Below are 17766 nucleotides of genomic sequence, written 5' to 3'. Positions count from 1 at the left end.
GGGGCGTTTTTATGTGTACTGTTTTTTAGCTAGTTTCAGGAAATTATCATCAATGACTCAGACACTAATCCAACTTGAAAATCAGGGTGAATTCATTCGTCGCCACATTGGTTCTTCTGCTGAGCAGCAAATAGAAATGCTGGCGATAGTTGGCGCAAACTCTCTTGACGATCTGACAAATAAAATCGTTCCCCGTGATATCGCATTGTCAGAACCCCCTGCAATCGGTGAAAGTGCGACAGAACAACAGGCTCTGGCTGAACTGAAAGTGATGGCGAGCCAGAACCAGCGTTATCAATCATATATCGGCATGGGATACGCGCCCTCCATACTCCCGCCAGTTATCCTGCGTAATTTACTGGAAAATCCGGGCTGGTATACCGCCTATACCCCTTATCAGCCGGAAGTTTCCCAGGGTCGTCTGGAAGCTCTGCTGAATTTCCAGCAAGTAACGATTGATCTGACGGGTCTGGATCTGGCATCTGCATCTTTATTAGATGAAGCAACGGCAGCGGCGGAATCCATGGCAATGTCAAAACGGATCAGCAAACTGAAAAGTGCTGAACGTTTCTTTGTTGCCGATGATATTCACCCACAGACATTAGATGTTATTCGTACCCGCGCCGAAACCTTTGGATTTGAAGTCATTGTTGATAAAGCCGAAAAAGCACTGGAATTGGAAGGTGTCTTTGGTGTCCTGCTACAACAAGTTGGCACAACGGGCGAAGTTCACGATTACAGTGATCTGATTGTGAGACTGAAAGAGCGAAAAATCATTGTCAGTGTTGCTGCGGATTTCATGGCATTAGTCATGCTGACAGCACCGGGCAAACAAGGGGCTGACATCGTATTTGGCTCAGCCCAACGTTTCGGTGTACCGATGGGATACGGTGGCCCGCACGCTGCTTTCTTTGCCTGCCGTGATGAATTCAAGCGTTCCATGCCGGGGCGCATTATCGGGGTTTCCCGTGATGCGGCGGGCAATAGGGCATTGCGTATGGCAATGCAGACCCGTGAGCAGCATATCCGCCGTGAAAAAGCGAACTCCAATATCTGTACTTCGCAGGTTTTGTTGGCGAATATTGCAGGCATGTATGCGGTTTATCACGGCGCAGAAGGTTTGAAGCGCATTGCTGACCGTATTCATCGGCTGACAGACATTCTGGCGGCTGGTTTGCAAAAAGCAGGTATCACGCTGCGCCATAAAACATGGTTTGACACACTGGCTGTTGAAGTAACAGATAAAGCTCAGGTACTGGCAAGGGCCGAGAAAGCGCAAATTAATCTGCGCACTGATATCCTCGGTGCTGTCGGGGTATCATTGAGTGAAAAAACCAGCCGCGAAGATTTGGTCACTTTATTCCAGGTCCTGACAGGTTCTGATGTTGTGTTGGATATCGGGGCACTCGATAGCGAAATGGCGGCAGACAGTCAGTCCATACCCGCTTCCATGCTGCGTAATGATGAGATTTTGACACACGACAATTTCCGTCGTTATCACAGCGAAACCGACATGATGCGTTATATGCACAGTCTGGAGCGTAAAGATCTGGCTTTGAATCAGGCAATGATCCCGCTGGGTTCATGTACCATGAAACTGAATGCGGTAGCGGAAATCACACCGATTACATGGCCTGAATTTACCGATATGCATCCCTTCTGCCCACCGGAACAGGCGCAGGGCTATCATCAGCTCATCAGCCAGCTTTCGCATTGGTTGGTGTTGTTGACCGGATATGACGCATTTTGTATGCAGCCAAACTCTGGTGCACAAGGTGAATATGCAGGCTTGCTGGCGATCCGCCGCTATTACGCCAGCCGTAGTGAACAACATCGTCATGTTTGCCTGATCCCAAGTTCAGCTCACGGTACAAATCCTGCTTCTGCACACATGGCAGGTATGACGGTTGTTGTCGTGGATTGTGACAAAGAAGGCAATATCGATCTGGCTGATTTGCGTGAAAAAGCGGAAAAACACCGTGATGATCTTGCTTGTATCATGGTGACTTATCCATCGACTCATGGTGTGTATGAAGAAACCATCCGTGAGATCTGTAACGTCATTCATCAAAACGGTGGTCAGGTTTACCTCGATGGTGCGAATATGAACGCCCAAGTAGGTATTACGACACCGGGCTTTATTGGCGCAGATGTATCACACCTGAACCTGCACAAAACTTTCTGTATCCCACATGGCGGCGGCGGTCCGGGAATGGGACCGATTGGTGTGAAAAAACACCTTGCACCATTCGTTCCGGGGCACTCTGTGGTGGAAATGGATGGAGTCACTACACTGGGCGCAGTATCCGCAGCACCATTTGGCAGTGCTTCCATCCTGCCAATTAGCTGGATGTATATCCGCATGATGGGGGCGAAAGGTCTGAAACAGGCCAGTCAGGTTGCTATCCTGAATGCAAACTACATCGCTGCCCGTTTGAAAGGCGCTTATGAGATCCTTTATACCGGACGTGGTGGCTATGTTGCCCACGAATGTATTCTGGACATTCGCCCACTGAAAGAAGAATTCGGCATCAGCGAAATGGATATCGCCAAGCGGTTGATTGATTACGGTTTCCATGCTCCAACGATGTCATTCCCTGTTGCAGGAACCTTGATGGTTGAGCCAACAGAATCAGAAAGCAAAGTTGAAATTGACCGCTTTATTAACGCAATGCTGGCAATTAGGGAAGAAATCAGCAAAGTGGCGAAAGGGGAATGGTCTCTGGAAGACAACCCACTGGTCAATGCGCCACATATTCAGACTGAGCTGGTTTCTGACTGGGGCCATGCGTACAGCCGTGAAATTGCCGTTTTCCCGACCGCAGAAACCAAAGCCAATAAATACTGGCCGACAGTTAAACGTCTCGATGATGTCTACGGTGACCGCAATTTACATTGCTCTTGTGCGCCGATTGACGATTATCGTTAATTACGTTTTATTTTGTACACTGCTAAATCTCCGTCCGCAGGACGGAGATTATTCTTTTTCAGGAAATTATTTTTTCAGGAAACTATTTTTCAGGGTATGGGAAAGGCGTAACATAGCGGCTTCGATTTCATGGGCTGCCAAAGAAGAATAACCTAATATCCAACCTTGTTTTTTGTTCTCGCCAAAGTACAGTCTGCTAAGTCCCGGTAACTGTATGCCCAGCATAGCGGCCTGGCGGATAGTTTTTTCTTCTGACCAGCCATTTTCTAACAGGCAGGGTATTTGTAGCCCTCCTTCTGGCCGCAGCGCCGTCACAATGCCGCCTAAATACTTATCAATAGACTCAAGCATGATTTCTCTACGTCCGGCATATAATTTGCGCATGGCACGGATATGGGAATTGTAGTGCCCATCCTCCATAAAACGCGCCAAAGTTAACTGCAATATTTGCGGAGTATGCCCATCCATGATGCTGCGTGCATAGGTAAAGGCATCAACCAGCTCGTGTGGCACTGCCATATAACCCATCCGAAGGCCGGGATAGAGTGTCTTGCTGAAGGTTCCGAGATAAATTGTTCTCTGATATTTATCTAAGCCCTGAACACAGGCGATAGGAAGTCCATCGTAGTGAAATTCACTATCGTAGTCGTCTTCAATAATCCATTTATTGTTTTCGGCGGCCCAATTAACCAATTCAAGCCTGCGCTCCAGCGATAAAGTGACGCCAGTGGGATATTGGTGGGAAGGTGTGACGTAGACGCAATGAGCGCCACTGCGATCTGCTTGCAGTAAATCTGTCCGGATGCCTTGCTTATCGACATTAACCGGAACGATCTTAATTTCGGCGGCTTCAAATGCCTTTTTAGCACCGAAATAACCGGGATTTTCCATCAAAATGGGATTTCCCGCATCTACCAGCAATTGGGCACATAAAAACAATGATTGTCTTGTACTGCTTATCACAATGATCTGTTCAGGAGAAACCTTAGCGCCACGTTCAAGATTCAAGTAGGCAGAGATCGCTTTGCGTAATGGTTCAGCACCTTGTGGATCGCCATGTAACAACACACTGGCGCGATAATCCTTCATCGCCTGACGTTGCAATCGCTCCCAGACATCAATCGGAAACGTGCGGGTTTCAGGCAAACCAGTCGCAAACGCCTTAACCCTTTGTTGGTCGATAACTCCACCGCTATTAAAAATTATTCTCCCGCGTTGGCTCAGACCAACGCCCCGTTCTTTGGTTTTGCGATTATGCTCCTGAGATTTCATTTGCCGGCGCGCCAATCCCCGTAGCTCAGTGCCCAATGTGTCGGATACATAACTGCCTGAACCTGCCCGGCGAATAATGAAACCATCACGGTGAAGTTGTACATAAGCATTCTCGACAGTATCCCGGGCAACGCCGAGTGACTTAGCCAGAATACGGGTTGCAGGCAGCTTCACTCCAGCACCAAGAGCACCATCAAGAATCAGGGCGCGGAGGGCACGTTGAATGCGTTGATGCAGATCCAGAAGTTGAAAATCGACATCATTCATTCGGATCTTTAGCGTTTCAAGTTCAAACGTTTTTATCATGAGACACCTTAATCGAATTTCGATATTTGAATTTAAAGTGGTCTGCTCTGGTTGTCAAAAGCGTACTGTCTAAACAGTCCAATTTCACGCTATAAAATGCACCTCAATTTAGATTAACGATCCTGTTTTGTTGGGGAGTAGTAACACCATGTCTTCTTTACATTTATCTATACATTTTAGAGATCTCACTCATCCTGTTATTGCCGGATTGATCTCAGTCATCGTCAACTATGGTGGCACTTTTATTCTGGTCTTTCAGGCGGCAAAAGTTGCTAGTCTCAGCCCTGAACTGACAGCTTCTTGGGTATGGTCAATATCGATTGGAGTAGGGATAACAGGGCTGTTACTCAGTTGGTTTTCCCGTGAACCTATCATTGTCGCATGGTCAACACCAGCGGCGGCATTTCTCGTCGTATCGTTGGCTACAACACCCTACGCCGAAGCAATAGGGGCTTACCTCATCTCTGGTGCCGCTTTCGTGTTATTGGGCTTATCGGGTTGTTTTGAGAAAGTCATCCGTTTGATCCCTCCGGGCATCGCTTCCGGGCTACTGGCCGGAATTCTTCTTCAGTTTGGCATCGGTGCTTTCAGCGGTATGAGTATTGACCCATTACTTGCTGGATTACTGATTGTTACCTACATCGTACTAAAGCGCTTTACTGCCCGTTATGCCGTGGTAGGCATTCTTGTCTTGGGTTTGGCTTTTCTGCTTATTCAGGGGCGCGTTGATTTGTCAGAATTGGAATTAAAATTTGCTGTGCCTGTATTTACCATGCCGGAATTCTCACTCAATACTTTGTTGAGCGTCGCTTTGCCCTTGTTCCTGATTACGCTAACCGGACAATATATGCCCGGAATGTTGGTTCTGCGTAATGATGGCTTCAAGACCAGCGCTAACCCAATCGTTACTGTTACGGGCTTAGGCTCTTTGATTATGGCTCCGTTTGGTTCACACGCCTTTAATATTGCCGCGATCACGGCGGCAATCTGTACAGGTAAAGAAGCCCATGAAGATCACTCTAAGCGTTGGATTTCAGGTATTGCTGCGGGAGTTTTCTACATCCTCATTGGTATCTTTGGTGTGACACTTGCCGCTGTTTTTATGGCCTTACCAACAGTATTTATTACCACTTTGGCTGGACTTGCCTTGCTGGGAACAATAGGTGGCAGTCTTGCCGGTGCAATGGCTGATTTGAAAAGCCGCGAAGCTGCATTGATCACTTTTCTGGCTGCTTCTGCCAACATCAACTTACTGGGTATTAGCGGTGCATTTTGGGGATTGCTGATTGGACTTATGGCCTATATCGTCCTTAATGGCCGTTTTCCGCACTATAAATCAATATCCGAAAAAATGAGTCCCTCTATCTCTAAAAAAATAAACAAGTAAAGATTAATAGATTGATGGGAAAAACACTAAAAATAGCGAAAAATAAATTTTGGCAGTGTTGATATAATTATCACTCTGCTATTTTACCCTATGTCAAAGAAATGTTCGCGATAGAACAACTGGCTACAGCAGAAAATAAGGAAGCCTCTGAAAAGAGGCTCTTCGTAGGGTTTTATATTTTCTTACCTTCGTAGTAAGCAATATATCCTTTACCACAATGACGAGCTACCGGTTTAACACTCTGTAAGTAATACTGAATATTTCCGTCAGTAAATACACTATCAAAAATGTAATTAGGGCGAACTTCGTATACAACCCACACCGTACCATTGAGTCCGGTGTGGGTTCTCCCGGAACTATAACAATAGTTCTGGTAAAAATCTGTATTTGCTGAGGCGGTTGCAATGCCTCCAGTTAATGCAATACCTGCTGACAATGCTCCAGTTACTAATAATTTCTTCAACATAAAAACTTCTCCTTAACATTCTCACAACTTTATATTTAAATTTATCACTTAACAAATCATATTTGATAAGATACGCTAAATGTAAATCATCATAAGATATTTTTACTATTCCAAAATTTAGAAATTGACTATGTTTTTTATATTGTAAATTTGTCTAGTGTTATAAAATCAAAAACCCCGTTATTTTAACGAGGTTTATTAGTTGGCTGAAAGCTGGGATAATTTTTATTCGGTATGATTTTCCTATGATTTCATGCCTTCATATTTACCAACATAAACATTCATTCCGCAGACATATAATTTTTTAAAGCCTTTTAAATGCCATTTGATACCATTTTCATTACGAACATTAAGAAAAACAATACCATCTTTAACAAGATATTTAGTATACACACCATTGTTATATTCTTCAGAAGAAGAATAACAATGGTTCCAAGGGATATCTACGTTTGCTGATGCAGTTCCAATGCCACCGGTTAATGCAATACCTGCCGATAATACGCCACCTATTAATAATTTCTTAAACATAAAAATCTTCCTTTAAAATTTCAATGTCTATTATCATAATTTATGATAAATCATCATACTGCTATTGATTACACAATTAAATTGTTCGTGGTTTTGCATAATAATTGAAACGTAACTCGCCGTAATCACCATTATTTTACAGTAAATATTATATTAATACAGTAAGTGGCTTTTTTTAAAGATGTTCAAACAGGTTAATAAGGGCAAGTGGAAAAAATTATTATTCATGATGAAAATCAAAACCCCGTCGTTTAAAACGGAGTTTTTCTGCATTAAAAATTGATCATGATAATAATTTTCTTTGGCGAATTAATTTATTTTCCTTCCTTGATAATAAGCTTGATAGGCTGTATTTCCTGTATGATACTCACAGGCTCCAGTTTTTCCTTTAAAATACCATTTAATACCAAACCTTTCAAAGGTATTTGCGAAATTATTTGAAGGATTAACAACATACATTTCATAAAGGGTACCGTCAAGATGTTTTGGTATGTTTTCAACCTGACATTTATTTAGTGCCATTGCATTACTACTCAACAAAACACCCGCGGCCAATGCCCCAACAGTCAATAATTTCTTGAACATAAATATTCTCCCGTCATAGTTTTAGGATTTTTAATTTAAGTATATTATTTATAGAGTTGTATTTGATAATGCATTCTGAATTTAAATCATCAGTGATGGCATTACTATTTCAAAATTTAGAAATTGACTCTGTTTTTATATGCTGAATTATAAATATAATTACTATTGTTATAATTATTATTAAGTAATGATCTTGCTATCATTTAAAAAAGTAAAACATTTATAATCTCAACGTAATGTATCATGATAATGTCGATTTAACGTTGCTTACTTATTAATTTATCAATAACATAATAACCCGATTATTTTGATAAAGAATAAGTGTAGTTATTAAGGTGAAAGGTATTATAAAAATAATGGGCGCTATAATAAATTCTATTCATCCTACAGAGTCAATATTACCGGTTATTAGCATGCAAAATCTAACCCGATGTTATCAACAGGGTGAAGAGATCCAAATACCGATTCTGAAAGATATTACAGCACAAATTTTTGCCGGACAAAGTTGTGCCATTGTTGGCGCATCGGGTTCGGGTAAAAGCACATTATTGAATATTCTCGGTCTGCTGGATAAACCCACCTCCGGAAAATATTTTCTTTGTGGCGTTGACATATCAACAGCAGATGATGACCTTCGTGCCAGAATGCGCAATAAAGAAATTGGCTTTGTTTTTCAGAGTTTTCATTTGCTGCCCGGAATGACAGCAACGGAAAACGTTGCACTACCACTTCTTTATCGTGGTATTTCTGTCGCTCAGTCCCATAAAATTGCCAGAGAAAAATTACATTTGGTAGGGCTTTCTCATCGTGCAGCTTATTATCCGGCTGACCTGTCCGGCGGTCAGCGGCAGCGGGTGGCACTTGCCAGAGCGTTAGTCGGAGAACCTTCATTACTGCTGGCTGATGAACCTACCGGTAATCTGGATCAGCAAACCGCAGAAGAAATCTTGTTGTTGCTTTCATTCCTTCACAGAGACAATGCGATGACGCTGGTTGTAATAACGCATGATTCTATGATTGCAAATCATATGCAGCGTGAATTACTCATGGTTGACGGTCAGTTGCATGAAACCAAAGGTGTGGCAATTCATGCATGATAAGAGTCAGTTCAACCGCTATGGTATGTCAGCACTGATGATGTGGAGGGAAGCCTGGCGTAATTTAATGGCAACGGGGAGAAGTACTCTGCTTGCGTTATCGGGTATTGCCATTGGCTGTGCGTCTGTGGTGGCTTTTGTGAATACCGGGCATAACGCCACGCTGGCTGCATTAAAGATGTTCAGCGGGCTTGATATCAATGTCATTACAACTAATTTTTATTCCTATCATAATGGGGTTGATAGTGAATCCATTAACATGGACGACCTAAAAACGGCTGTTCCCGGTTTGTCTTCAGCAGCCCCGTGGATCTATTATTCTTCTCCTGTGCGCTATAACGGGAAAACAGAAACATTTATCCTGATAGGTTCTTCCGCAGAACTTGAAGATGTCATGCAATTGCAAATTCGTCATGGCCGATTTATTTCTGATTATGACCAACGCTCTCCTTATCTGGTTATTGGCAATGAAGTCGCCGCTACCCTCGGTGAAGGGGATGCCTCCCGAATACTTGGCAAGCAGATTCAGATTGATAATTATTTATACACAGTGATTGGTATTTTCGATGTAAAGGGGCAAAACCCTATTTTTCCTTTTTCTCTGGATTCAGTCGCTGTTGTTCCTCTCAATGCTATGCGCAAAATATCACCCAATACCAATCTGAATGGCATTATTTCCCGCACAATAACAACCTCCACGACAGAAACCGATGCAAAGAATTTACTGACGTTCTTTAAGACTAAATTCCCAGCAGTTGAAATTGACGTTCGGGTTGCCCAGCAATTACTGCAAGGGCAGACAGAGCAAAGCAAAACCTTTTCTTTTATGTTGATAGGATTAGCGGGCATTTCATTACTTACCGGCGGCATTGCCATTGCCAATGTCATGCTGATGAACATTTCAGCCCGTCGGAAAGAGATTGGATTGCGTATGGCCCTAGGCGCAAGAATTCAGGATATCCGCCGCCTGTTTTTATATGAAGTTGTTGTTCTGACGTTTGCCGGCGCAATGCTTGGAGCGCTGGTCGGTGTCATCGTTTCTTTCCTTTTTGTTCTGTATTCCGGCTGGTCATTTTCTCTGGCCCCCTTATCTATTCCTTTAGGGATAGGGAGTTCAATTGTGGCGGGACTTATTTCCGGCTTTTATCCCGCACATAAAGCCTCACAAATGGAACCCGTACAGGCATTACGTGATGATTAAAAAATATTTTCTTTATGGCTTCCTGACTCTGTTTTTCTGTTTTCCTCAAACAGGAATTTCTGTGCCTGAACAGAAACGATTAGCTTTATCAGAACCTGATTACAGTTTGTATCGGGAAACTGCAGGAGAAGTGATAGGTCTGTCATTGAGTGACGCGATATCGCTGGGTTTAAGAAATAATTATGCAATCCGCAGCGTTTATCTGGATCGCATTGCGCAGAAATTCGATTTGAGGGTGGCAGAAGATAGATTTACACCCAAGCTACAGCTAAGCGGACGTTACATTGCGGGTAAAAATCAGGATGCAAATTTCAGGAAAACCAGTCTTTCTCCTAATGCCACATTGCTTACTCCATTGGGAACAAGTTTCACGCTTTCATGGGCGCATGAAAACAATAAAACAGGGATAAACAATTTTCACAATGATGGTGCAAGTATTACTGTAATCCAGCCGCTTTTACGGGGAGCAGGAACCGATGTTAATAATGCCCCGATCTTACTGGCAAAACTCCGGGAGCAAACTAACCGGCTGAATCTAAAAGCCACTGTTTCCGACTCAATCACACAAATCATTCTGGCTTACCATGCATTACTCCGTGCTCAGGAACAACAGGCATTATCTGTCGCTTCCCTTAAACGTATGCAGAAATTAGTGGAGACGAATAAGGAATTGATTGATGCCGGCAGAATGGCTCAGACAGATATCATACAAACTCAGGCTGATCTCGCCATGCAAGAACTTTCAGCGAAAGAGACTGAAAATAATGTTCATGCCACAAAACTGGCATTGCTTAAGTTACTCGCCCTGAGTCTTAAAACGCCTATCCATGCGACCGATATGCTGAAAGGGACTCACGTCAGTCTGAATGTTGAGCAATCCATAAAAAAAGCGCAGGCACAGCAGCCGGGTTATCTTATTCAACTACTTTCCGCAAAAACCGCAGATATCCAGTTATTGCAGGCCCGGGATAACCGGCTCTGGGATTTATCACTGGTCGGGGGAGCATCCCAGTACCGTTCATCCTCTTCTGACTCCCGCAACTGGGAAAATTATGTGGGTATACAGCTGGATATTCCAATCGGTGATATGACTCAGAAACAAACGGAAGTTCAGGCCAGAGTGGGTGTCCAGAAGCAGGTATTACATCTGGAAGAGGCCAGAATAAATCTGGAACAGAAAGTTATTAATGCCATCCGTGATACCGAATCTCGCTGGCAGGAATATCAATTAGCAATAAAAGCCAGTTCACTTTCCCAAAAGAAACTCGAAATTGAACAGGAAAAATTACAGGCAGGTCGATCCAGCAACTTTCAGGTGCTGAGTTTTGAAACCGATCTGAGAAATGCCGAAAATGCCCGCCTGAATACCCTTATCCAGTATCTCAATGCGCAGGCTGAGCTGGATCAAGTTCTGGGCACGACGCTGGAAAGCTGGGAGATAACGATTAATGAATAAACGCTCAAGGCTTACATGTTCAATATTTACACGTTATCGGTGGGTTATAACGGGCATATTTGTTGTGGCAATTTGTTTTTTAGCCTTTTTTTCCGCAGGGCATGTGTTCTCAGGAAAATCATCAGATCAACAATCAGTACAGTGGATCGAAGTAAAGCCCGGCCTGATAGAAAAGCGACTGAGCTTAGTGGGCAAACTGCAATCCAGACGCCTTGAGACCATACCTGTGCCATTTGAGGGGATTATCAATCAGGTTCTGGTTAAAGAAGGGCAGCGAGTGAACGCGGATCAGACATTGGTCACGCTTGATACCCGAAAAATTGATATCGAACGCCGGCAGGCGCAGGTCGAAATGATTAAGGCCTCATCAGTTGTTGACCAATTAAATGACTGGGAAAACAGTCAGGAAGTTATCCGAGCCAGAAGGAACGTCGAAAATGCGAACCATATGGTGATGGAATTGAAAAACAATTTCGCAAAAACACAGACGCTTTTTTCTCGGGGCATCGTTCCGAGAATGGAAGTGGAAACTCTTGAGCAGCAACTCCGTCGGCAACTCACGGATCTCGCTTCAGCACAGGACGATCTGGCATCTACCCGACAAAAAGGGAGTGTGAATAATGTACGTGTTGCGGAGATGGAACTTCAGAATGCAACAAGCCGCTATCAGGCACTACAGGAGCAATACTCCCACAGAGAAATCAAAGCACCATTTTCAGGTGTCGTACTTAGGGCAACACAAGGAGAGAACGGGAAGCTTTTAACGATTCAGACTGGCATTCGGGTTACTGAGGGAACACCCTTACTGGACATTATGGATACGACACAGTATCAGGTATTGGCACAGGTTGAAGAAGCTGATCTTGCCAAACTGAAAGAAGGGCAGGCAGTAAAAATCAGCGGAGAGGGATTTTCTGATCATCCTTTGGATGGAGAAATTGAAACCATTGCCATGCAAAGTGCGAATAACGATAAATCCGGAGCCGCGATTTATTATGATGTTGTGATTAAAGTGACTTCACCCATGAACCGGAATTATCCCATCAGGCCCGGTATGAGCGCCAAAGTTAATATTATTATTTATCGCAATGAGCAGGGGATTGTTGTACCAGAAAAAACATTAACTCGTGATAGCAACGGGCAGTTATCAGTAATCTGGCGCCCGGATTTAAAAGGTCAGCCGGTATCCCGACAGGTCACTGTCGGAGAGGCTATGCCGGAAGGTATAGAGATCCACGGACTGGAAGCGGGATTTATCGTACTGCCTCATTGACCCCAGCCCCCGGATGAGGGGGCGATTTCTCCGTAAGGAAATTAGTGGCGAACCTCAATAACCATATTATCCTGAGATAACTTGTTTAAAATATCATCAATATTTTGCGTATTGATTTTATCTAAGTTAGCATCCCATTCATCCAAGAGTATCAATAATCTTGTGTTTTTCATTTAATTGAAAAACATCTAAGTAGCCGAATAAATTTAATTGATTATTTTGAGTGTTTCAATATTATTGATGTTGAAATTGTGATTGGCTCGTAAGAAAGCTTTACCAAAACGGTTAGCTAAAAAGCAGTTCAGCATGATAACTATCGTGGATATATTTACTATGACGATGCTTCAGATTTCACATATATTTCTTTCTGAAAACACCTTCACCAGCATACCTGTTTGGATGAAATTTTATTACTTCTATAGTTAGCTCACTTCTTAAATCATAAACATAATTGGTCAGTGTTATTTATTAATGACATCCAGTTATTGTTCAGTGATCTCATAACTTCCGTTGTTCCTTAAATAACTTCATGGTTTTTAAAAATAAAGCAAAAATTGTTTTTGTATATGGTTGGTTCCTGAAGGAGTCTTTCCATATTTTAATTATGAAAATAGGAGTTCAGGCAATGTCATTGAATCAAATCGACAGCTCGAATAAGCGAGCCGGGCTGCGTAATTGGTTTGGGCTAATAGTGTTAATGCTACCCGTTTTATTGGTCACAGTAGATAATACGGTCTTAGGATTTGCTCTGCCGAAAATAGCAGGTGCTTTGGAACCAAGTGCTAATCAGCAACTATGGATAATAGATGCTTATTCTTTGATGTTGGCAGGCTTGTTGGTTTCCATGGGGAGTATTGGTGATCGTGCGGGACACCGATTATTACTGCTATTGGGATCATTGGGATTTACAATTGTTTCAGTTTTAATCGCATTATCAACATCCCCGGAACAATTGATTTTTGGCCGTGCTGCCCTTGGTTTTTTTGGTGCGATGCTGATGCCATCAACGTTGGCATTGATTAGTTGTCTTTTTGAAGATCGGGAACAGCGCCGTATTGCCGTTGCTATTTGGGCAACAACACTGACGGTCGGTTCGGCTTTAGGCCCCGTCATTGGTGGTATTTTGCTACAGTATTTCGATTGGAATTCTATTTTCTTGCTAGCGGTGCCTATATTAGTTCCTTTATTGATCTTCGGCCCCATTTTATTGCCTGAATCAGATAAAAAACAGACTGGATTTATTGATATCTATAGCGTTTTATTATCGATAATCTCGATGACCAGTATTGTGTATGCGATTAAGCATGTAGCCAGTGATGGAGTTGATATTAGTGCCATTGTCACATTCGTTATTGGTGTGATTGCCGGAAGGGGATTTATTCGGAGGCAGCAGAAGCTACCTGTACCTCTGATGGATATTTCTTTGTTCCAAAATGGCGTATTTACAGGTTCGGTTATAGTGAACTTGTTGAGTTTGGCGCTATTGGTTGGTTTTATATTTTTTGCCACTCAATTTCTACAAATTGTGCTAGATATAGAACCGCTCTTCGCCAGCTTTGCATTGGTACCGGGTCAAATCATGGCAATTATTGTTGGTATGGCGATAGTGCCTGTTGCGCAGAAAGTATCAGCACATTGGCTTATGCCAATTTTACTCGCTTTAGCAGGGGCAGCATTTTTCTTAATAGCCTGTGTAGGCAGTGATCTGATTTCAGTTATTTTCGCTTTTGCAATATTGGGAATAGGGGTGGGGGCAATTGCTTCTGTTTCCAATGACCTGATCCTTTCTGCCGTTCCGCCTTCTAAAGCTGGTGCCGCTTCGGCAATCAGTGAGACAGCCTATGAAGTTGGGGTTGTTCTTGGCACAACGATTTATCGGTGGATTAGTGACTGCGTTTTATCGTCTCAATCTGGCGTTGCCTTCTGATATTCCTCAGGAACAAGCCAGATTGGCGTTGGAGACACTCGCAGGGGCTTATGAAGTTGCAGGTTCATTAATGAACAGCGGAAGTCAGCAATTGATGAATGCAGCAGCCTATTCTTTCACTAATGCCATTCATATTACGAGTTGGTTAATTACAGGGCTAACAGGAATCGCCGTCTTAGTTACTTGGTATTTACTGAGAAAAGCTGAGAGTCACTGAATTTTTCGATTGGTATTTTATTGATCAGGAAAACTGCCATGTTGAAGCTGTCAGATATTGTACCCAACGAGTCTGACAGCTTATTGACCAGAAAAAAGCCAGAAATTACCTCAGCCAGCCTTTTTCTTTCGCTGACTCCAATTGAGGAAGCAGATATTTCCACAGTTCAGGATAACTTTCGGCAACAAAATGGAGCAGGTTATAGACTTGCTCAAAGCGAATGTCATTTTCAACCCAACTCTGGCCTTGGTTATGCAGATTCATAAATACCGGCATAATTCTGTCGAGTGTTTTAGCAAAGCGCGCTTCGGGAGTGACTGCATCTTCATATTCGTGCCAAAGTTCCAGAAAATACCCTCCCTGTGTTTCCGGCAGTAAGCCAAAAATACGCTTGGCCGCTTTCACTTCTTGCTCTTCAATGGCTTTACGGGCGGCCAAATCGAAAGCAATAACATCTCCTGCATCAATTTCAACAATGTCATGGATCAGGGCCATTTGAATGACGCGGCCAATATTCACATCTCCGGCATAAGGAGCAAAGCCGATAACGGCAATAGCAAAATGCCAGCTATGTTCAGCGGAGTTTTCGTGGCGCGAATTATTCAGCAACTTTGTTTTGCGATAGACATATTTTAATTTATCCAGCTCCATGATAAATGCGATGACATCAGTAAAAGGGCCGAAATCAACAGGAGGTATAGTTAATGACATACAGAACCTCAATAATTATTTTTCTTCATCTAATGAGTAGGGTAATGCTTGAATAGTGAGAATATGGCCTTCATCTTCACGAATACGGAAAACACTCCCTGCTTCCATATCATTGCTCATGACAACCTGCACCCAGACTGAATCGTCAGCCAGTTTCACCGCAGCCAGCACAGAGCCTGTCCGGCGCCATTTATCACCCAGCTGCCATTCCAAATCATCACCAGCGACTGGCAGGGAAGACGCTTTACCCGCTAACCAGTACATGGCTCGCTTATTCGCTCCACGATACTTGGCACGAGTCACCATCTCCTGACCGGTATAGCAGCCTTTCTTAAAGCTGATACTGTGCTCGATTGCCTGAAGGTTTGTCGCTTGTGGAATAAATTGCCCACTACTGACTGTATCAATAACCGGAAATCCTGCTTCAATTTCCAGTGCCAGCCATTGCCGACTGTCATTCAATTGCGACTGAAACTTTTCGACTAACGTTTCGGTCAATTGAGCCGCAGTTGTGCTGTCTGTGACTAAAATAAAACGTTCTGTAGGAAGTGATAAGTGAATAAGTGTTGTTGTTTTGTGTTGGATCACAGGGGATTCAGCATCGGGCAGGATAGGGAAAAGTGTTGAAAGTGCTTCCCTGCTTCCTGCTCCAGCTACACCAAGCAGCGTATTTTCTTCGTCTTTAGCAAAAGTGACTTTGGAAAAGACAGCATACTTTTTCAATTCAGTTAATTGCGTGTCCAATACTGAACGACGTTCAATATAAGCGAAACCTTCACCACGCTGAAACAGTCGCAGATTACTCCACATTTTTCCTTTGGCATCACAATGTGCAGTTAACACATGCTGGTTTTCATTAATAGTAGTGATATCTGCTGTAACCTGACCTTGCAGATACTTCTGGGCATCAGCTCCGGTTGCAGTTACAACCCCCCAATCATCAAGAGAAATTAAAGTCAGAGGGAGCGTTGCAGAAGGGGATGGGAATTGTGCAGAAAACGGAATTTTGTAAGCCATAACAGCTCCTGCCAGTAAGCTATCTAAGAAATAAGGCTAATGGTAAAAGAGAAGTGACTTAATGCAAAGGGGTTATTCCCGTTATTTTTGGATAAAACATTTGTTGTTGAGTTGTTGCGATGCGCTTCTCAAGTTACCGATATATCCAGTGATTCAACCATAGCAGATGATGAAAAACGGATAAGAATCGTTGATAATCCAGCTCGATGAAAATGATAAAGAGGTTTTTTTAAACATGAATATCGATAATAAAGCACGTATTCACTGGGCATGTCGTCGTGGAATGCGTGAATTAGATATTTCTATCATGCCATTTTTTGAATATGAATATGATTCATTGAATGATGAAGACAAAAGAATTTTTGTTCGGTTGCTGGAATGCCCGGATCCTGATCTTTTCAATTGGCTCATGAATCATGGGCGTCCGGAAGATGATGAGCTTTTCCATATGGTGCAATTGATCCAGAGCAGAAATAAAGCCCGTGGTCCTGTGGAACAGTAAATTAAGTGTATCCCGCCATACCAGCCTGTTTTCTACTGGCGTACATGGCGGAGTTGCAATGGCGGCTTTATTGGCACCGTGGCCGGTCAACAGTGTCTATTTCTGGCTTCCATCACTTGCCATCATTATGGTTAGCTGGATATGGAGCCAGAAAAATATCCGCCATTGTCAGGGGCGGCTGGTATTGCTCAGTGGCAATAAGGTGTACTGGCAAAAAGCGGGGTGGGATATCACTCAGCCCCCGTGGTTCAGCCGCTATGGAATACTCGTTACACTCCATGCTGTTAAGCAGACAGAAAATGCATACGACCAGAGAGCAGTAGTATATCCAGTAACATCCTCAGTAATATCCCCAGCGATATCTCCGGTAATATTGTGGGTGGCATCAGATAGTGTGTCACCGGAAGCCTGGCGTCATTTGAACCAGCTTATGCATCAATATCCTGATATTGATATATAGCGGCGAATGTGGAATTTTAAATATTTTTATTTCTTTTTGTGTGTTTTGTCATCACTTTAAAGCAAAAAAGCCATGAGGTTTAAAAATGGCCAAATTTCAGAGGGATGTATGCCGAGATAATCTGCGAAGATCAACCCACTTTTCGGCCAAGGGCGTGACAGCGCATTTGCTGATGTTGATGAACTGAATCCCGCTGTACGGGAGACAGTCGCTAAGGTTGTACCGCAATCTTGCTCTCCCTTTCAGGCTACAGGAGTTTTCGTTCGCCACCCGAAGGCGATTCTGACAGGCGATGGATCATTTTTTGTAGAAAAAAATTATTAACGGTTAGGCATAGGAGAGTCAAACCGTTGACTGTTCCTGCCATCTTTATTTTTGCCTGAATTCTCGCGCATACTCCGCTAATTCCCCCATATTCCGCCAAAATCAGAC

The 17766-nt window shown here is 43.2% G+C and carries 17 protein-coding genes and 1 pseudogene; 10 read left to right on the top strand and 8 right to left on the bottom strand.

Annotated features, from left to right (window positions below; all coding sequences use genetic code 11):
• The first annotated feature begins 52 nt into the window (after positions 1–52).
• Positions 53–2929 carry an aminomethyl-transferring glycine dehydrogenase gene (gene gcvP / locus FE394_RS10890; protein ID WP_319926415.1) on the top strand — a complete coding sequence of 959 codons (2877 nt, stop codon included), beginning with the start codon at positions 53–55 and terminating at the stop codon, positions 2927–2929.
• A gap of 66 nt (positions 2930–2995) precedes the next feature.
• Here the strand turns inward: gcvP and pdxR are convergent, their stop codons facing one another.
• Positions 2996–4507 carry a MocR-like pyridoxine biosynthesis transcription factor PdxR gene (gene pdxR / locus FE394_RS10885; RefSeq protein ID WP_319926414.1) on the bottom strand — a complete coding sequence of 504 codons (1512 nt, stop codon included), beginning with the start codon at positions 4505–4507 and terminating at the stop codon, positions 2996–2998.
• Between the two features lie 148 nt (positions 4508–4655).
• Here pdxR and FE394_RS10880 point away from each other — a divergent pair, with 148 nt between their 5' ends.
• Positions 4656–5894, top strand: a complete 1239-nt coding sequence (locus FE394_RS10880; protein WP_319926413.1) for a benzoate/H(+) symporter BenE family transporter — start codon at positions 4656–4658, stop codon at positions 5892–5894.
• Between the two features lie 172 nt (positions 5895–6066).
• Here the strand turns inward: FE394_RS10880 and FE394_RS10875 are convergent, their stop codons facing one another.
• The 3 genes from FE394_RS10875 to FE394_RS10865 form a co-directional block, all read right to left on the bottom strand.
• The gene (locus FE394_RS10875) at positions 6067–6360 is read right to left on the bottom strand and encodes an LCI family antimicrobial peptide (protein WP_319926412.1); all 294 of its coding nucleotides are present in this window, start codon (positions 6358–6360) and stop codon (positions 6067–6069) included.
• A 243-nt stretch (positions 6361–6603) separates the two neighbouring features.
• Positions 6604–6888, bottom strand: coding sequence for an LCI family antimicrobial peptide (locus tag FE394_RS10870; protein WP_319926411.1), 285 nt, complete (start codon positions 6886–6888; stop codon positions 6604–6606).
• A 309-nt stretch (positions 6889–7197) separates the two neighbouring features.
• Complete coding sequence (locus FE394_RS10865) at positions 7198–7473, bottom strand: LCI fold-containing protein (protein ID WP_319926410.1); 276 nt, start codon at positions 7471–7473, stop codon at positions 7198–7200.
• 413 nt (positions 7474–7886) lie between these two features.
• On the opposite strand from FE394_RS10865, the gene FE394_RS10860 reads away from it, so the two are divergent.
• The 6 genes from FE394_RS10860 to FE394_RS10835 all read left to right on the top strand — a co-directional run bounded on the left by FE394_RS10860 (position 7887) and on the right by FE394_RS10835 (position 14644).
• Positions 7887–8570, top strand: coding sequence for an ABC transporter ATP-binding protein (locus tag FE394_RS10860; protein ID WP_319926409.1), 684 nt, complete (start codon positions 7887–7889; stop codon positions 8568–8570).
• Entirely contained in the window at positions 8563–9771 is a 1209-nt protein-coding gene (locus tag FE394_RS10855) for an ABC transporter permease (protein ID WP_319926408.1), read from the top strand. The genes FE394_RS10860 and FE394_RS10855 overlap by 8 nt, the downstream gene beginning before the upstream one ends.
• Positions 9764–11227, top strand: a complete 1464-nt coding sequence (locus FE394_RS10850) for a TolC family protein (RefSeq protein ID WP_319926407.1) — start codon at positions 9764–9766, stop codon at positions 11225–11227. Before FE394_RS10855 ends, FE394_RS10850 begins: the two co-directional genes overlap by 8 nt.
• A gap of 64 nt (positions 11228–11291) precedes the next feature.
• Positions 11292–12500, top strand: a complete 1209-nt coding sequence (locus tag FE394_RS10845) for an efflux RND transporter periplasmic adaptor subunit (RefSeq protein ID WP_319926406.1) — start codon at positions 11292–11294, stop codon at positions 12498–12500.
• Positions 12501–13125: 625 nt separating this feature from the next.
• Positions 13126–14427: an MFS transporter gene (locus FE394_RS10840; protein ID WP_319926405.1), complete on the top strand. Its 1302-nt coding sequence runs from the start codon at positions 13126–13128 to the stop codon at positions 14425–14427.
• Entirely contained in the window at positions 14387–14644 is a 258-nt protein-coding gene (locus tag FE394_RS10835) for a hypothetical protein (RefSeq protein ID WP_319926404.1), read from the top strand. Before FE394_RS10840 ends, FE394_RS10835 begins: the two co-directional genes overlap by 41 nt.
• Before the next feature lie 105 nt (positions 14645–14749).
• Here the strand turns inward: FE394_RS10835 and FE394_RS10830 are convergent, their stop codons facing one another.
• Positions 14750–15355 (bottom strand): HD domain-containing protein, encoded by a 606-nt coding sequence (locus FE394_RS10830; RefSeq protein WP_319926403.1) that lies wholly within the window; start codon positions 15353–15355, stop codon positions 14750–14752.
• A 15-nt stretch (positions 15356–15370) separates the two neighbouring features.
• The gene (gene ygfZ, locus FE394_RS10825; RefSeq protein WP_319926402.1) at positions 15371–16372 is read right to left on the bottom strand and encodes a tRNA-modifying protein YgfZ; all 1002 of its coding nucleotides are present in this window, start codon (positions 16370–16372) and stop codon (positions 15371–15373) included.
• Between the two features lie 235 nt (positions 16373–16607).
• Between ygfZ and sdhE the strand changes: the two genes are divergently transcribed.
• Both sdhE and FE394_RS10815 read left to right on the top strand, forming a co-directional pair.
• Positions 16608–16874 (top strand): FAD assembly factor SdhE, encoded by a 267-nt coding sequence (gene sdhE / locus FE394_RS10820; RefSeq protein ID WP_319926401.1) that lies wholly within the window; start codon positions 16608–16610, stop codon positions 16872–16874.
• Positions 16855–17334, top strand: coding sequence for a protein YgfX (locus FE394_RS10815; protein ID WP_319926400.1), 480 nt, complete (start codon positions 16855–16857; stop codon positions 17332–17334). The genes sdhE and FE394_RS10815 overlap by 20 nt, the downstream gene beginning before the upstream one ends.
• A gap of 86 nt (positions 17335–17420) precedes the next feature.
• Here FE394_RS10815 and FE394_RS10810 read toward each other — a convergent pair.
• A pseudogene (locus FE394_RS10810) lies at positions 17421–17558 on the bottom strand (helix-turn-helix domain-containing protein); the annotation flags it as partial.
• Positions 17559–17581: 23 nt separating this feature from the next.
• Positions 17582–17766, bottom strand: a 185-nt coding sequence (locus FE394_RS10805) for a hypothetical protein (RefSeq protein ID WP_319926399.1), incomplete at its 5' end; no start/stop codon positions are given.

The sequence above is a fragment of the Xenorhabdus littoralis genome (assembly GCF_033949345.1).
Classification (GTDB): domain Bacteria; phylum Pseudomonadota; class Gammaproteobacteria; order Enterobacterales; family Enterobacteriaceae; genus Xenorhabdus; species Xenorhabdus littoralis.
This window is presented reverse-complemented; position numbering and strand designations above follow the sequence as displayed.

Coding starts and splice junctions, on each gene's coding strand:
- FE394_RS10870 (WP_319926411.1), bottom strand. CDS start 6,888: ATGTTTAAGAAATTATTAATAGGTGGCGTATTATCGGCAGGTATTGCA.
- sdhE (WP_319926401.1), top strand. CDS start 16,608: ATGAATATCGATAATAAAGCACGTATTCACTGGGCATGTCGTCGTGGA.
- ygfZ (WP_319926402.1), bottom strand. CDS start 16,372: ATGGCTTACAAAATTCCGTTTTCTGCACAATTCCCATCCCCTTCTGCA.
- FE394_RS10875 (WP_319926412.1), bottom strand. CDS start 6,360: ATGTTGAAGAAATTATTAGTAACTGGAGCATTGTCAGCAGGTATTGCA.
- FE394_RS10880 (WP_319926413.1), top strand. CDS start 4,656: ATGTCTTCTTTACATTTATCTATACATTTTAGAGATCTCACTCATCCT.
- gcvP (WP_319926415.1), top strand. CDS start 53: ATGACTCAGACACTAATCCAACTTGAAAATCAGGGTGAATTCATTCGT.
- FE394_RS10860 (WP_319926409.1), top strand. CDS start 7,887: ATGCAAAATCTAACCCGATGTTATCAACAGGGTGAAGAGATCCAAATA.
- FE394_RS10830 (WP_319926403.1), bottom strand. CDS start 15,355: ATGTCATTAACTATACCTCCTGTTGATTTCGGCCCTTTTACTGATGTC.
- FE394_RS10840 (WP_319926405.1), top strand. CDS start 13,126: ATGTCATTGAATCAAATCGACAGCTCGAATAAGCGAGCCGGGCTGCGT.
- FE394_RS10855 (WP_319926408.1), top strand. CDS start 8,563: ATGCATGATAAGAGTCAGTTCAACCGCTATGGTATGTCAGCACTGATG.
- FE394_RS10850 (WP_319926407.1), top strand. CDS start 9,764: ATGATTAAAAAATATTTTCTTTATGGCTTCCTGACTCTGTTTTTCTGT.
- FE394_RS10865 (WP_319926410.1), bottom strand. CDS start 7,473: ATGTTCAAGAAATTATTGACTGTTGGGGCATTGGCCGCGGGTGTTTTG.
- pdxR (WP_319926414.1), bottom strand. CDS start 4,507: ATGATAAAAACGTTTGAACTTGAAACGCTAAAGATCCGAATGAATGAT.